At 65.1% G+C, this 14,889-nt stretch carries 18 protein-coding genes; 10 read left to right on the top strand and 8 right to left on the bottom strand.

Annotated features, from left to right (window positions below):
• Nucleotides 1-32 precede the first annotated feature (32 nt).
• Nucleotides 33-614, top strand: a complete 582-nt coding sequence (locus tag AC5JDC_RS02490; protein ID WP_495838823.1) for a hypothetical protein — start codon at nt 33-35, stop codon at nt 612-614.
• A 217-nt stretch (nt 615-831) separates the two neighbouring features.
• Nucleotides 832-1,767 carry a ribose-phosphate pyrophosphokinase gene (locus AC5JDC_RS02495; protein WP_106772323.1) on the top strand — a complete coding sequence of 312 codons (936 nt, stop codon included), beginning with the start codon at nt 832-834 and terminating at the stop codon, nt 1,765-1,767.
• 42 nt (nt 1,768-1,809) lie between these two features.
• On the opposite strand, the gene chrA is transcribed toward AC5JDC_RS02495, so the two are convergent.
• A complete protein-coding gene (chrA, locus tag AC5JDC_RS02500) occupies nt 1,810-3,144 on the bottom strand; it encodes a chromate efflux transporter (protein ID WP_495838826.1) in 1,335 nt (444 codons plus the stop codon).
• 1 nt (nt 3,145) lies between these two features.
• Nucleotides 3,146-3,958: a chromate resistance protein ChrB domain-containing protein gene (locus AC5JDC_RS02505; protein ID WP_495838828.1), complete on the bottom strand. Its 813-nt coding sequence runs from the start codon at nt 3,956-3,958 to the stop codon at nt 3,146-3,148.
• Nucleotides 3,959-4,393: 435 nt separating this feature from the next.
• Between AC5JDC_RS02505 and AC5JDC_RS02510 the strand changes: the two genes are divergently transcribed.
• Together AC5JDC_RS02510 and pth are read left to right on the top strand one after the other, a co-directional pair.
• The gene (locus tag AC5JDC_RS02510; RefSeq protein WP_106772326.1) at nt 4,394-5,020 is read left to right on the top strand and encodes a 50S ribosomal protein L25/general stress protein Ctc; all 627 of its coding nucleotides are present in this window, start codon (nt 4,394-4,396) and stop codon (nt 5,018-5,020) included.
• 25 nt (nt 5,021-5,045) lie between these two features.
• On the top strand, nt 5,046-5,792 hold the full coding sequence (pth, locus tag AC5JDC_RS02515) for an aminoacyl-tRNA hydrolase (protein ID WP_495838830.1): 747 nt from the start codon (nt 5,046-5,048) through the stop codon (nt 5,790-5,792).
• A gap of 26 nt (nt 5,793-5,818) precedes the next feature.
• On the opposite strand, the gene ku is transcribed toward pth, so the two are convergent.
• Complete coding sequence (gene ku / locus AC5JDC_RS02520) at nt 5,819-6,646, bottom strand: non-homologous end joining protein Ku (RefSeq protein WP_495838832.1); 828 nt, start codon at nt 6,644-6,646, stop codon at nt 5,819-5,821.
• A gap of 132 nt (nt 6,647-6,778) precedes the next feature.
• On the opposite strand from ku, the gene AC5JDC_RS02525 reads away from it, so the two are divergent.
• From AC5JDC_RS02525 to ychF, 3 genes are read left to right on the top strand one after another with little or no spacing between them, the layout of a single operon-like run.
• Nucleotides 6,779-7,027, top strand: a complete 249-nt coding sequence (locus tag AC5JDC_RS02525) for a hypothetical protein (RefSeq protein WP_495838834.1) — start codon at nt 6,779-6,781, stop codon at nt 7,025-7,027.
• Nucleotides 7,014-7,463, top strand: a complete 450-nt coding sequence (locus tag AC5JDC_RS02530) for a PIN domain-containing protein (protein ID WP_495838836.1) — start codon at nt 7,014-7,016, stop codon at nt 7,461-7,463. Before AC5JDC_RS02525 ends, AC5JDC_RS02530 begins: the two co-directional genes overlap by 14 nt.
• Before the next feature lie 11 nt (nt 7,464-7,474).
• Nucleotides 7,475-8,578, top strand: coding sequence for a redox-regulated ATPase YchF (gene ychF, locus AC5JDC_RS02535; RefSeq protein ID WP_495838838.1), 1,104 nt, complete (start codon nt 7,475-7,477; stop codon nt 8,576-8,578).
• 47 nt (nt 8,579-8,625) lie between these two features.
• Here the strand turns inward: ychF and AC5JDC_RS02540 are convergent, their stop codons facing one another.
• Nucleotides 8,626-9,024, bottom strand: a complete 399-nt coding sequence (locus AC5JDC_RS02540; RefSeq protein ID WP_495838840.1) for a GNAT family N-acetyltransferase — start codon at nt 9,022-9,024, stop codon at nt 8,626-8,628.
• Nucleotides 9,025-9,250: 226 nt separating this feature from the next.
• On the opposite strand from AC5JDC_RS02540, the gene corA reads away from it, so the two are divergent.
• Genes corA through AC5JDC_RS02555 form a run of 3 tightly spaced genes read left to right on the top strand, consistent with a single transcriptional unit; the run spans nt 9,251 to nt 11,207 of the window.
• Nucleotides 9,251-10,225 (top strand): magnesium/cobalt transporter CorA, encoded by a 975-nt coding sequence (gene corA, locus AC5JDC_RS02545; RefSeq protein WP_495838842.1) that lies wholly within the window; start codon nt 9,251-9,253, stop codon nt 10,223-10,225.
• Nucleotides 10,226-10,284: 59 nt separating this feature from the next.
• The gene (locus AC5JDC_RS02550) at nt 10,285-10,743 is read left to right on the top strand and encodes a MaoC family dehydratase (protein ID WP_495838844.1); all 459 of its coding nucleotides are present in this window, start codon (nt 10,285-10,287) and stop codon (nt 10,741-10,743) included.
• Nucleotides 10,740-11,207, top strand: coding sequence for a MaoC family dehydratase (locus AC5JDC_RS02555; protein WP_495838846.1), 468 nt, complete (start codon nt 10,740-10,742; stop codon nt 11,205-11,207). The genes AC5JDC_RS02550 and AC5JDC_RS02555 overlap by 4 nt, the downstream gene beginning before the upstream one ends.
• Nucleotides 11,208-11,250: 43 nt before the next feature.
• On the opposite strand, the gene AC5JDC_RS02560 is transcribed toward AC5JDC_RS02555, so the two are convergent.
• From AC5JDC_RS02560 to petA, 4 genes are all read right to left on the bottom strand, one after another.
• Nucleotides 11,251-11,796, bottom strand: coding sequence for an adenine phosphoribosyltransferase (locus AC5JDC_RS02560; RefSeq protein WP_495838848.1), 546 nt, complete (start codon nt 11,794-11,796; stop codon nt 11,251-11,253).
• Nucleotides 11,797-11,904: 108 nt separating this feature from the next.
• Nucleotides 11,905-12,771 (bottom strand): cytochrome c1, encoded by an 867-nt coding sequence (locus AC5JDC_RS02565; protein ID WP_495838849.1) that lies wholly within the window; start codon nt 12,769-12,771, stop codon nt 11,905-11,907.
• A 29-nt stretch (nt 12,772-12,800) separates the two neighbouring features.
• Entirely contained in the window at nt 12,801-14,144 is a 1,344-nt protein-coding gene (locus AC5JDC_RS02570) for a cytochrome b (protein WP_495838851.1), read from the bottom strand.
• A gap of 19 nt (nt 14,145-14,163) precedes the next feature.
• The gene (petA, locus tag AC5JDC_RS02575) at nt 14,164-14,727 is read right to left on the bottom strand and encodes a ubiquinol-cytochrome c reductase iron-sulfur subunit (RefSeq protein ID WP_495838853.1); all 564 of its coding nucleotides are present in this window, start codon (nt 14,725-14,727) and stop codon (nt 14,164-14,166) included.
• Nucleotides 14,728-14,889 lie beyond the last annotated feature (162 nt).

Below are 14,889 nucleotides of genomic sequence, written 5' to 3' on the forward strand. Positions count from 1 at the left end.
TACGCGCATTGAACGATACGGTTGAGGGTAGGATGCGTAAGCCGCTGCTGGCCGGCGCCGTGATGGCGATGGCGGTCCTGGCGGCATGCAGCAGCACCCAGGACGTGCTGGAGCCCTCGGCGATCACCCCGCCGGCGCAGGGATCGACATCCTCGACCACGCCCGACCCGTCGCAATCGGCGGCCGCGCCAGCGGCTGCCTCCTCCACGCCGGCGCCGCCCACGGGACCGTCAGCCGCGCTGGTCGCCAATGCCCGCATCCAGTTCGCGCCGATCGTCGGCACCTCGGTCGAGGCCGCGACGGCGCTGTCGGAGCGGCTGGCCAGCCGCGCGCGCGAACGCGGCATGCGGCTGACCGGCAGCGCCGACACCAGCACCACCCATATGCTCAAGGGTTATTTCACGCCGCTGGTCGAGGGCAAGGAAACGACCGTCATCTACGTCTGGGACGTCTACGACCCGACCGGCAACCGCATCCACCGCATCTCCGGCCAGCAGAAGGCGGCCTCGGCCGGCGGCGACGGCTGGGCCTCCGTTCCCTCCACGGCCATGCAGGCGATCGCCGATCAGACCATCGACCAGTTGGCGAACTGGCTTGCAGGCGCCAGCGGCTGAGCACGATCCCGAACCGAACGCCAGCGCAGCGAAAACTGCAGGCTTTTCGGATAAGATCATGCGATGAAACAAAGAGTTGGAGCAAGATGAACGACTCTGTCCCGATTCATCCCGCTCCGAGACAAATGCGCTTTTGTCGGGAACACCGCCGCCTCGCGCTTGCAATAGCGCGGAAGGCGGTTAAAAGCCCGCTCAACTATCCCTTCGGAACCGACACATGAAACTTTTTGCGGGCAACTCCAACCGGACGCTGGCAGAGGGGGTGGCCCGCTATCTCAACATTCCGATCGGCAAGGCAACCGTCAGGCGGTTCGCCGACCAGGAAATCTTCGTCGAGATCCAGGAGAACGTGCGCGGCGAGGATGTCTTCATCCTGCAGTCCACCTCCTTCCCGACCAACGACAACCTGATGGAAATTTTGATCATGATCGATGCGTTCATGCGCTCCTCGGCGCGGCGCATCACGGCGGTCATCCCCTATTTCGGCTATGCCCGCCAGGACCGCCGCGCCTCCGGCCGTACGCCGATCTCGGCCAAGCTGGTCGCCAACATGATCACCCGCGCCGGCGCCAACCGTGTGCTCACGCTCGACCTTCATGCCGGCCAGATCCAGGGATTTTTCGACATCCCCACCGACAATCTGTTCTCGGTGCCGGTGATGGCCCGCGACGTGAAGTCCAAATACAAGCAGCTCGCCAACGTCATGGTGGTGTCGCCGGACGTCGGCGGCGTGGTCCGCGCGCGCGCGCTTGCCAAACGCCTCGACGCGCAGCTCGCCATCGTCGACAAGCGCCGCGAGAGGCCCGGCGAATCCGAGGTCATGAACGTCATCGGCGACGTGCGCGGCAAGGACTGCCTGCTGATCGATGACATCGTCGATTCCGGCGGCACGCTGTGCAATGCCGCCGACGCGCTGCTGGCCAACGGCGCCACCAGCGTCACCGCCTACATCACCCACGGCGTGCTGTCGGGCGGCGCGGTCGCCCGTATCACCGGCTCGAAGCTGCAGGAGCTGGTCATCACCGATTCCATCCAGCCGACGCAGACCGTCATGGACGCCCGCAACATCCGCGTCGTCTCGATCGCCGACCTGATCGGCGAGGCCATCTCGCGCACCGCGACGGAGGAATCCGTGTCGAGCCTGTTCGACTGAGCGTTTTCGCGCGGCCCGGTTCAGCTCCTGCTTCGCTCGATTTCAGGCCATCGTCCACGCGGCGCCGGCGAGCGCTGCGAATACCAGAACGGCGATCATATTCGCCTTCAGCCAAAGCAAGGCAACTGCCGCGGCAACCGCGATGGCCAAGGCCACCCAGTCGAGCGTCGCGAAGTCGGGCACCGGTACGGTGAACGGCCCCGCCCTCGCCTCGCCGACCGTGCCGAACAGCACATGCAGGCCGAACCAGACGGCCAGGTTGGCGATGACGCCGACTACCGCCGCGGTGACCGCCGACAGTGCCCCGGACAGCCAGCGCACGCGCCGCAGCGTCTCGACATAAGGCGCCCCGACGAAGATCCACAGGAAGCAGGGCACGAAGGTGAACCACAGCGTCACCGCCGCGCCGGCCAGCCCGCCGAGCAACGGATCGAGGCCGGAGAGCCGCGCCCCGCCGAGAAAGCCGACATAGACCAGCACCAGGATCAGCGGGCCGGGCGTCGTCTCGGCCAGCCCAAGCCCGGTCAGCATCTCGTCCGGTTTCAGCCAGCCATAGACGTCGACCGCCTGCTGGGCGACATAGGCGAGCACCGCATAGGCGCCGCCGAAGGTGACCGCCGCCATCTTGGAGAAGAAAAGCGCCTCGGCGGCGAAGACGTGGTCCCGGCCGAGCCACGCCACCAGAAAGGCGAGCGGCAGGAACCAGATCGCCACCCACACGGCCAAGGTCCGCGCAAACCGTGCCGGACTCGGCCGCGTCCATTCCGGCATCGGCGTAGCCGCCGCCTGTTCGTCCTCCAGCCGGACCGTCCGGGCTGCCGGGCGGAAATAATGCCAGAGCGCTCCGAACAGGGCGGCCGCAAAAATGATAGCCGGGAAAGGCACCTTCAGGAAGGCGATCGCCACGAAGGCGACGACCGCGAGCATCGCGGCCACGCGGCCGGTCAGCGCCCGCCTGGAGACCTTGATCAGCGCCTCCAGCACGACCGCGAGCACCGCCGCCTTCAGCCCGAAAAGCAATCCCTGCACCAGGGGCACGCCGCCAAAGGCGAGGTAGACCGCCGAGAGCGCGGTGATGACCACCGCGCCCGGCAGCACGAACAGCAGCCCGGCGATCAGCCCGCCGCGCACGCCATGCAGCAGCCAGCCGGCATAGGTGGCGAGTTGCATGGCCTCCGGTCCGGGCAGGAGCATGCAGTAGTTCAGCGCATGCAGGAAGCGCGACTCGTCGAGCCAGCGTTTCTCCTCGACCAGGATGCGGTGCATGAGCGCGATCTGCCCGGCCGGCCCACCGAAGGACAGCAGACCGATCTTCGCAAACACGCTCGTCGCTTCGGCAAAGGAGACGGGCTGCGGCTGCGATGACACCTGATCCATCTCACGCCGCCTTTGCCGGCCAGTTGTGGGTTTCCGCGGTCGCATGGCGGCACCACCCATAGAGGGCGTCATACAGGATCATGCCTTTTTCCAGTTGGCCGAGGTCATCGGCCTCGATCGCCGAGAGGCCGAGGGAGAGGGCGAGCAGCCCCGCCGCCCGAGGTTCGAGATCGAGGCGCGCGGTATCGGCACCCCGGACGATCCGCGCCAGGTGCAGCAGCGCCGGGTCGGTCAGGCCGAGTTCTGCGATCAGCGTGTCGAAGCTGCACTCCTCGCCGCGATGCGAGTAGAACACGTCCTTGATGTCGAAGGGAATCCAGCCGGTTTCCGCGGCTATGTCGGCGACCCATTCGGCGGCGACGAAATGAAACACGGCAAGCGGATCGACGAAGCGGCGGATCAGCCACGGGCAGGCGATGCGGTCGATCTTCGGCCGCTCGCGCGTGACCCAGACGCTGGGCCTCGGCAGCCCGGCCTCGATGCCCGGCGCTTCGCGCAAGACGGTCGGTCCGCCGGCGGCGATCCAGGCTTCGATGCCGCCATCCAGCATGGCGGCGTCGGCGCCCGCCGCCGCCAGGCGCGCCAGCGCGATCTCGCTGACATTGTGACCATGCGTGCAATAGACGACGATCCGGCGGCCGGCCGGCAGACGCCGCAGCCATTCTTCGACCGCCATGTGATCGCGCCAAAGCGCGGCGGCGATCCGCACCGGCGAGGCGGCAAGCGCGTTCGGCCGGCGTACGTCGATGAACAACGGGCTGCGGGCGGTGCCGACAAGCGGGATCAAGTCTTGAGGGGAAAGACGTCCGGGCATGGTTTTCCTCCGCATGCATAGCGAAGGCGGAGCTTGGGCAAAACGCCTCACGGGGAGTCCACCATGCCCCCGACGGTGCGAGCATACGCTCCAGTCGGCACCTTTGCCAACATTCTTTGTGAAATCACAGTCCTGCGCCCTATGGCTCGCCCGCACATTGCCACCATCATCCCCGAAGCTTACGCGCGCATGACAATCCGTGGAGACCGCTTATCGCCTTGAGTGCGAACGCCTTGCGCGAAAAAGCCCCTTCCGCTATAGAGCCGCCACCCGCGCAGACACCCTTGGAGGCAACGCGGGCGATCGCCGCCATCCTCGCATGGTCTTCCTTCCGGCTCCCGGCAGGGGCCACGCGCGAAGAAGGCGGCTTTCGACGTTTTCGGGTTCCGCGTAGCGGTGCTCGGAGGCGCTCCAGTAACGTGAAAGGAAAATGCCATGAGCGAGACTTACGAGCTCACGGCCGAGGCGCGCGAACAGGTCGGTAAGGGGTCCGCCCGTGCAGTTCGCCGCGACGGCAAAGTGCCCGCAGTCATCTATGGAGATAAGCAGCCTCCCCTGGCGATCGCTCTCCCCTACAAGGACGTCTACTACAAGATTCACGGCGGCGGCTTCCTGACCACCATCGCCACGATCGACGTCGGCGGCAAGAAGATCCAGGTCCTGCCCAAGGACTATCAGCTCGATCCGGTGAAGGACATGCCGGTTCATGTCGACTTCCTGCGGGTCGGCAAGGATACCGAGGTCAATGTCGAGGTGCCCGTCCACTTCGTCAACGAGGACAAGTCGCCCGGCATCAAGCGCGGCGGCGTGCTCAACATCGTGCGTCACGAGGTCGAGTTCCACTGCCCGGCCAACGCCATCCCGGAGTTCATCACGGTCGACCTCACCGGCGCCGACATCGGCGATTCCATCCACATCTCGGCGGTCAAACTGCCGGCTGGCGTGCGCCCGGTCATCCATGACCGCGACTTCACCATCGCCACCATCGCCGGCTCCGCCGCGATGAAGCCGGAGGTCGAAGAGACCGAAGCCGCCGAGCCGGCGGCGGAAGCCGAGGAATAATCCTCCCGCGCCCGGAGGCTGTGCCGTGCTGATCTTCGCTGGCCTCGGCAATCCGGGCGCGCCATACGCAAAAAACCGACACAATGTCGGCTTCATGGCGGCGGATGCGATCCACCGCCGCCATAATTTTTCTCCCTGGTCGAAGAAATTCCGCGGCCTCGTCGCCGACGGAACGATCGACGGCGAGAAGATCCTTCTCATCAAGCCGCAGACCTTCATGAATCTCTCCGGCCAGTCGGTCGGCGAAGCCATGCGCTTCTACAAGCTGGCGCCTGCCGACCTCTCCGTCTTCTACGACGAGCTCGATCTCGTCGCCGGAAAGGTCCGGGTCAAGACCGGCGGCAGCGCCGGCGGCCACAACGGCATCCGCTCGCTCGACCAGCATCTCGGCAGGGATTACCGGCGCGTGCGTGTCGGCATCGGCCATCCCGGCGTGAAGGAACTCGTGCACGGCCATGTGCTGGGCGACTTCGCCGAGGCCGACGCCGCCTGGCTCGAGCCGCTGCTGGAAGCTGTCGCCGACAATGCCGGCTATCTCGTGAAGGGTGACGAAAACGGTTTCATGAACCGGCTGAGCTTGGCGGTTCCGACAGTGGATCCCGCAGCTAAAGCCAGCGCTCGCAGCCAGTCCTTGCCGGCCGACGACAAGCCCGCCGCCAAGGGTCGCAGCCACATCCGCCAGGCCCGTTCGCAGCAGCCCGCCGTCCAGGTGCCGGAAACCGGCCCGATGGCCGCCATGCTGAAGAAACTGTTCGGCGGCAAGGGTTCGTAGAAGCCTTTTGCGTCAGACCGTCGCACTCACGCCGCCCTTTTTCGTCCCTTCTTCGGCGTGGCCTTGCGCGAAATCCCTTCCTTCTCCAGGCTCTTGCGCAGCACGTCGGCGAGATTGACCACATTCTCCTTCGGCCGCGGCGCCGCCCTGGGAGGCGCCTTGCCCTGCTGCTTGGCGCGGATCATCTCGATCAGCGCATTCTCGTAGGTGTCCTCGAACTTCGACGGATCGAACGTCGTCGCCTTCTTGTCGATCAAAAGTTCGGCGATCTCGATCATCTCGGCATCGGTCTTGACCTTCTTGAGCTCGTCGAAGACCGCATCAGCGTCGAGCACCTCGTTGCGGCTGCGCAGGGTGGTCATCAGCAGCCCGCCGTCCTCCGGCTGGATCACCACCTCGCGGCCGCGCTGGTAGAGCACGATGCAGGAGCGTGCCGCTGCCTTCTTCCGCAGCAAGGCCTCGCGGATAACGGCGAAGGGCTCGCGCGCCACCTTGTCGGCCGGCACCATGTGATAGGGTTTTTCGAGGTAGCGCTGGTCGATGGCATCGATGTCGACGAACGCGTCGACTTCGAGCGTGTGCTCGGAGGTGAGCTTAAGTCGCTTGATCTCGTCGGGCTCGATTACCAGGAACTCGCCATTGTCGAGTTCGAAACCCTTCACCTGGTCCTCGGCTTCGACAATCTTGTCCGTCCCTTCGTCTACATAGGCGCTCTTCACCGGCTCGCGGGTCTTGCGGTTGAGGATGCGGAAATGGACCTTCTCCGCCTCCGACGTGGCTCCGACCAGCTTCACCGCGCAGGCCACGGAGCCGAATTTCAGAAAACCCTTCCAGACCGCGCGCGGAGCCGCCATCGCATCTTTCCCGTGCTGACCAATTCTCGAACGGGAGGTGGGAGGATTCGTTCCAAGGGGTGCCACGCCCGTTTGCCGCGCGGCGCATCCATGCCATATTACACGAGGTTTGTGTTTTCGTGAGTCCGTGAGATGAAGAACGTTACCATTTCAATGGATGACGAGCTTGCCCGTCGCACTCGCGTCGCGGCGGCACGGGCCGGCAAGAGCGTTTCCAAATATTTGGCCGAGGCCGCCCGGGAAAAGATGAATGCCGAGGAGACCGCGGAACTGCGAAACCCGCAGCTTGAGGCGCTGGAGCGCCTGTGGACAAGTCCCAAATGGAACGTAACGGAAAACGGCAGAATGCCGACGGCCGAAGAACGCAATGCCAGACGTTAAGGTCTTCATCGACACGAACGTCCTTCTCTATTCGCACGACAGGAGAGATGTTCAGAAACTGGAGACGGCCCGGCAATGGTTGCGAGAACTCGGCGCCATTCAGGGGTCCATCGTCAACCTCCAAGTTCTCAACGAACTGACCGACGTCCTTCTCCGGAAAAAATGGCTTGCGGACGCCGAAGCCGTCTTTTCGCTGACAGGCCAGCTATCTGCTCTTGGCGACAGGCCGTTGACGCGGCGCGAGGTGGCTGTGGCCCGTGGCCTCCACATCGCTCATCGCTACTCGTGGTGGGATTGTCTATTGCTAGCCTCCGCGCTGGAACTCGGCTGCACGCATTTCCTGTCGGAGGATTTGCAGGACGGCCAGGCCATCGAAGGCTTGACGATCGTGGACCCGTTCGCCCATACGCCAGAGCAAATCCTGGTCTCCCGGTAGGAAAGAGAAAAATGGGCTTCAAATGCGGCATCGTTGGCTTGCCCAACGTCGGCAAGTCGACGCTGTTCAACGCGCTGACGCGCACCGCCGCCGCGCAGGCGGCGAACTATCCCTTCTGCACCATCGAGCCGAACACCGGCGAGGTGGCCGTGCCAGATCCGCGGCTGGACAAGATCGCGGCCATCGCCAAGTCGAAGGAGATCATCCCGACCCGCATCTCCTTCGTCGACATCGCCGGGCTGGTGCGCGGCGCGTCCAAGGGCGAAGGGCTGGGCAACCAGTTCCTCGCCAACATCCGCGAGGTCGACGCGATCGTGCATGTGCTGCGCTGTTTCGAGGACGACGACATCACCCATGTCGAAGGCCGCATCGATCCGGTCGCCGACGCCGAGACGGTCGAGACCGAGCTGATGCTGGCTGATCTCGAAAGCCTGGAACGCCGCATCGTCCAGTTCCGCAAGCGCGCCCAGGGCAAGGACAAGGAGGCGCTCACGCTGCTTCCGGTCATGGAGAAAGCGCTGGAGTTGCTGCAGGCCGGCCGGCCAGCCCGCGTCATGCTGCAAGGGATCGCCGCCGAGGATCTGCGAACCCTGCAGGGCCTGAACCTGCTCACCGCGCATCCAGTGCTCTATGTCTGCAACGTCGCCGAGGCTGACGCCGCGACCGGCAACGAGCATACCAGGGCCGTGGAGGCGATGGCGGCGACGCAAGGTGCGGGAACCGTGGTGATATCGGCCGCCATCGAGGCCGAGGTGGCGCAGCTTCCCGACGACGAGGAGCTGGAGTTTCTCGCCTCGATGGGGCTGGAGGAACCGGGCTTGGACAAGCTGATCCGCGCCGGCTACGACCTGCTCCACCTCATCACCTATTTCACCGCCGGCCCGAAGGAGACGCGCGCCTGGACGATCCTCAAGGGCACCAAGGCGCCGCAGGCGGCGGGCGTCATCCACACCGATTTCGAGCGCGGCTTCATCCGCGCCCAGACCATAGCCTATGACGACTTCGTCGCGCTGGGCGGCGAGGTCGCGGCCAAGGAGTCCGGCAAGGCGCGCGACGAAGGCAAGGAGTACGTGGTCCAGGACGGCGACGTGCTCTTGTTCAAGTTCAACACCTGAGGGACTCGCTCCCGGCGGCGCATCGTCCGCTTCCGCGCCGCCGTCGCTCACTCCAGTTCCTTGCGCAGGAATATCCTGGCGTCTCTGCCGGTGCCGAAAGCGACCCGGCCGAATTCCTCGTAGCCGTGTCGTTCGTAGAATCCCGGCGCCTGGAAGCTGCTGGTCTCCACGACCGCTCGCTTGCAGCCGCGGCGCCTCGCCTCGGCCTCAACGGCGGCGAGCAGGCGGCTTCCGAATGCCTGTCCGCGCAGTTCCTCCGGCAGGTAGAACATGTCAATGAACAGCAGGCCGAGCTCGGTCCTGCCCCACAGCCCGCCGAAGATTTGCCCCGTCTCCGGATCGGAGAGGCTGGCGCCGATCGGGATGCGGTCGTCCAGCCCCGTCCGTTCTACATTGTAGCGGTAAAGCGCTTCGGCGAGCCTGACTGTGAGTTGCGGCCCGGTCATGTCTTTCGATCTCCTGCTGGGAGAACAGGTGGCGCCCGACATGCAAACGGAAAGGAGACGACGGAGGATTTCGCGTCTCCTCGGCCCGGCTTGACGCAAGGCCCGTACGGGTCTATCGGGCTCGGGCGCCGGGCCGCTTCCCGCGAATGCTCCCATGGCGCAATCCATATCAACGGCGTCCAATTCGACGCGCCCACTCTTGGCTGAAATCAAGGGAGTCTTGGCGATGATCAAAGCCTTCGTCATGGACAACGACCGGCTGCGCGAGGTGCCGGACCTGCTCGCGGACCAGCAAAGGGTGATCTGGGCGGACCTGTTCGAGCCGTCCAAGGAGGAGGAGGCCACCATCGAGCAGTGGCTCGGCGTCAACGTGCCGACCCGCGAGGAGATGGAGGAGATCGAGATCTCCTCGCGCCTTTATTCCGAGGCTGGCGCCTATTTCATGACGGCGACGCTGCCCGCCCATGCGGAGGGCGACAATCACGTGATCGGCCCGGTCACTTTCGTGATCGCCAAGGACCGCCTGGTGACGGTGCGCTATCACGAGCCCCGCGCCTTCCAGACCTTTCCGATGCGCGCCGAAAGCACCGATCTCAACTGCGTCGACGGGAAGGCGATCCTGATCGCCCTGCTCGAAGCAATCGTCGACCGCCTGGCCGACCTTCTGGAACGCGCCAGCCGCGACGTCGTCGACCTCGCCCGCGAGATCTTCCATCCGACCGAGAAGAAGGCTTCGAAGCGGGACGTCAATTTCCAGATCATCCTGCGCCGTATCGGTCGCAAGGAGCAGTTCATCTCCAACGTCCAGGACAGCCTGGTCAGCCTGCAGCGCCTCTCCACCTTCCTGGGCAACGTCGCCATGGCCGGCAATGGCGGCAAGGATCTGCGTGGCCGAGTGAAGACGCTGTCGCGGGACGTGCAGTCCCTGGTGTCGCATGCCGAGTCGCTGTCGCAGAAAGTCACCTTCCTGCTCGACGCCACCCTCGGCATGATCAACATCGAGCAGAACGCCATCATCAAGATCGTCTCGGTGGCGGCGGTGGTGTTCCTGCCGCCCACACTGGTCGCCTCGGTCTACGGCATGAACTTCTCCCACATGCCCGAACTCGAATGGAGCTTCGGCTACCCGCTGGCGATCGGCGTCATGGTGCTGGCGGCAGTCCTGCCCTTCTGGTGGTTCAAGCAGCGCGGCTGGCTGTAGCTGGCCACATCCGGCCGGCTCTGCTAGGTCGTTCAAAGCTGAACAGGATGAACAAGGGCATGTCCGAAAAGCGCTGGGCCTTCGAGGATTTCGAGGTGGGAACGACCATCCCCCTCGGCGTCAAGCTGGTGACCGCGGAGGAGATCGTGGCATTCGCTGCCGAGTTCGACCCGCAGCCCATGCATCTCGACGAGGAGGCGGGCAAGGCAAGCATCCTCGGCGGGCTGTCGGCATCCGGCTGGCACACCTGCTGCATCTTCATGCGCATGATGTGCGACGCCTTCCTGCTCGACTCCACCTCGCAAGGGGCTCCCGGCATCGACCACGCCCGCTGGAAGAAACCGGTTCTGGCCGGCGACACGTTGACGGGCAGGAGCACCGTGCTCGCCAAGCGGACCTCGCAGTCGCGCCCGGCGCTCGGCTTCGTCACCTGCCGGCACGAGCTGCTCAATCAGAAGGGCGAAGTCGTGCTGGAGCTGCAGAACAGCGGCATGTTCCTCAGGCGGAGCGCGGCATGACCCTCGACGATTTTCTCCAGCTGGGCGAAACCGTCGAGATCGGCTCCGTCCATTTTCCGGCGGACGAGATCAAGGCATTTGCCCAGAAGTTCGACCCGCAGCGCTTTCACGTCGATGAGGCCGCGGCCGAGCATTCGGTCTTCGGCCGCCTCTGCGCCTCGGGCTGGCACACCGCCGCGGGCTGGATGAAGCGCAACGTCGCCGTCCCCGTCGGCGGCGCCACATCCTGGGAAGGGCCGGGGCCGAAGCCGGAGCTCGGCCCCTCCCCCGGCTTCACCGATCTCAAATGGCTGAAGCCGGTCTATGCCGGCGAGACGGTTTCCTATACCCGCACCATACTCAACCACCGCCCCTTGGCGACACGGCCCGGTTGGCGGCTGGTGTCGCTGCGCTCGGAGGGCTTCGACTCGACCGGCGACAAGGTGATCGCGTTCGACAGCACCATGCTGGTGAAGGCAGAGTAGGCGACGGGCGCCTCTCGATAGCGGTGCGTCCTTCCTGTCGCCCTCAACGCCCCTCGAAGCCGATCAGCGTCCTGACCGGCACGCCCAGCGCCTCCAGCTTGGCGCGGCCGCCGAGATCGGGCAGATCGATGACGAAGCAGGCCGCGACGATGTCGGCGCCAATCTGGCGCAGCAGCTTGACCGCCGCCTCAGCGGTGCCGCCGGTGGCGATCAGGTCGTCGACCAGGATCACCTTCTCGCCGGTCGCCACGCCGTCCTTGTGCATCTCCATCTCGTCGATGCCGTATTCCAGGCTGTAGGCGACGCGCACAGTCTCATGCGGCAGCTTGCCTTTCTTGCGGATCGGCACGAAACCGGCCGACAGCTGGTGCGCGATGGCGCCGCCAAGAATGAAGCCGCGCGCCTCGATGCCGGCGATCTTCTCGATCTTGGTCCCGGCATACGGATGCACCAACTCGTCGATCGCCCGCCGGAAGGCTCGGGCGTCACCGAGCAGCGTGGTGATGTCGCGGAACAGGATGCCCGGCCTGGGATAGTCCGGAATGGTGCGGATCGCCGCAAGCAGCGTGTCTTCGAGGGAAGCTTTCATGGGGAGGTAACTCCGGGCCGGGGAGCGCAGCGCATCACTGTGGCGGCTGACGCACAAAAAGGAAAGGGCGCCGAAGCGCCCGATCCGGATCGATGTCGCGCTGCGCGATCAGTGCGGCACGGCCGACCACACCTTGCGCTTGGTGAGATAGACCAGCCCGGCGAACAGGATCAGGAAGGCGATGACGCTGAAGCCCGTCTGCTTGCGCGCCACCATGTGCGGCTCGGCCGCCCACATCAGGAAGGCCGCGACGTCGCGGGAATACTGGTCGACCGTCTCGGGCGAGCCGTCCTCGTAGCTGACTTGGCCGTCGGTGATCGGCTGCGCCATCGCCAGCGATTTGCCGGCGATGAAATACGGGTTGTAGTGGGTGCCGGCGGCGATCTCCATGCCTTCCGGCGCCTCATGGCCGTAGCCGGTCAGCAGCGCGTGGATGTAGTCCGGGCCGCCTTCCGCATATTGCGTGAAGATGTCGAACACGAAGGTCGGGAAGCCGCGCTCCACCGCCCGCGCCTTGGCGATCAGCGAGAAGTCCGGCGGCACAGCGCCATTGTTGGCGGCGGCCGCCGCGGCGCTGTTCGGATAGGGCGACGGGAAATGGTCGGAGGGGATTGCCGGGCGCTGGAACATCTCGCCGTCGGCGTTCGGCCCGTCCTCGACCTCGTACTCCGCGGCAAGCGTCTTCACCTGCGCCTCGGAATAGCCGAGATCTTCCAGCGTGCGGAACGCCACCAGTTCCATCGAATGGCAGGCCGAGCAGACCTCGCGATAGATTTTGAGGCCGCGCTGCAGTTGCGCCTTGTCGTAGGTGCCGAACGGCCCGGCGAAGGTCCAGTCCATCTCGGCCGGCTTGTGGATCGGGAAATGCGTCGGCTCGGCCGCGCTGTGCCCTTCCTCTTCGGCGGCAGCCGCCACGCCGAGCGTGCAGGCGAACGCCAGGGAGGCCGCTGCAACGCCTTTGAGAATCTTGTTCATGCGGAAAGTCCCTCTCGAGATTCTCTGGCTCAGCCCTTGGTTTCCGGCGCGGCGGTGGCTCCCGCCGGATGACCGGCACCGCCCTTGTTCTTGTCCAGCACCGCCTCGGTGATAGAGTTCGGCAGACGGCGCGGCGTCTCGATCAGGCCGAGGACGGGCATGATCACGATGAAGAACGCGAAGTAGTAGAGCGTGGAGAGCTGCGAATAGCCGACATAATTGCCCCGGAACTCGCCTGCGAACAGCAGCGTCAGCAGGCCGCCGCCTTCCGCGGGCCGCGAGCCGAGCCAGCCGAGGAAGATGGCGTTGACCACGAAGAGCCAGAAGAACAGCTTATACCAGGGCCGATAGACGGCCGAACGCACCTTCGAGGTGTCCAGCCACGGTACGACGAACAGGATGGCGATCGAGCCGAACATCGCCAGCACGCCGCCGAGCTTGGAGTCGATCGGCCCGATGTTGAAGGTGATGGCGCGCAGGATCGCGTAGAACGGCAGGTAGTACCATTCCGGGACGATGTGGGCCGGCGTCTTCAGCGGATCCGCGACGATGTAGTTGTCGGGATGGCCGAGATAGTTCGGGATGTAGAACACGAACCAGGCGAAGAACAGCAGGAACAGCACCATGGCGAAGCCGTCCTTGATCGTCGCATAGGGCGTGAAGGCGACGGTGTCGGTCTTCGACTTGACCTCGATGCCGGTCGGGTTGGTCTGGCCGACCACATGAAGCGCCCACACGTGCAGCACTACGACGCCGGCGATCATGAACGGCAGCAGGTAGTGTAGCGCGAAGAAGCGGTTGAGCGTCGGGTTGTCGACGGCGAAGCCGCCGAGCAGCAGCTGCTGGATCCAGTCGCCAACCAGCGGGATGGCGGTGAAGAAGCCGGTGATGACGGTGGCGCCCCAGAACGACATCTGCCCCCAGGGCAGCACATAGCCCATGAAGCCGGTCGCCATCATCAACAGGTAGATGATGCAGCCGAGGATCCACAGGAGCTCGCGCGGCGCCTTGTAGGAGCCGTAATAGAGGCCGCGGAAGATGTGGATGTAGACGGCGATGAAGAACATCGAGGCGCCGTTGGAATGCAGGTAGCGCAGCAGCCAGCCCGAATTCACGTCGCGCATGATCTTCTCGACGGAATGGAAGGCGAGCGTCGTGTCGGCGGTGTAGTGCATGGCCAGCACCACGCCGGTCAGGATCTGCGCCCCCAGCATCAGCGAGAGAATTCCGCCAAAGGTATAGGCGTAATTCAGGTTGCGCGGCACCGGATAGGCCACGAAGGAATCGTAGACCAGACGCGGCAGCGGCATGCGCGCGTCGATCCACTTTCCGAGGCCAGACTTCGGCGTATAGGTCGAGTGTCCACCGCTCATGATGTGTCCCCCTGGAGCCTCAGCCGATGCGGATCTTGGTGTCGGAAATGAAGGAGAAGACCGGAACGGCGAGATTCTCCGGCGCCGGGCCTTTGCGGATGCGGCCGGCCGTGTCGTAGTGCGAGCCGTGGCACGGGCAGAACCAGCCGCCGAAATCGCCCTGCTGGCCGAGCGGCACGCAGCCGAGATGCGTGCACACGCCGATCATCACAAGCCAGTTTTCCTTGCCGTCGCCCGCCGCGCGATCCTGGTCGGTTGCCGGTGCGTCGGCCGGCAGGTTGGCGTTGCGGGCGACCGGGTCCTTGAGCTCCGCCACCGGCACGGCCTTCGCTGCCTCGATCTCCTGAGGCGTGCGGTTGCGGATGAAGACCGGCCTGCCGCGCCATTTCGCCGTCAGCGACATGCCGGGCTCGAGCGCGGTCACGTCGACCTCGATCGAGGCCAGTGCAAGCGTGGAAGCGTCCGGGCGCATCTGGTCGATGAAGGGCCATGCCACGGCACCGGCGCCGACGACACCCGCCATGCCCGTTGCAATGTAGAGAAAATCGCGGCGGGTGGGTTCGATCGTATCGTTAGCGCTCACGGAACTGGCATCCTTTCGCCTTACCCCTTGCCGGTGGCAGAGCCTTGGTTCCGCTCAATACGCCGACCCGCATTCGCGTGGCGAAACGGGCTGGCGAAGTCCTCCGGCATTCGCGGTTGGTTTATGCGCGAAGATATCGCTTGTCCAGACGGTGGACCCCGG

The organism is Kumtagia sp. (assembly GCF_059502445.1).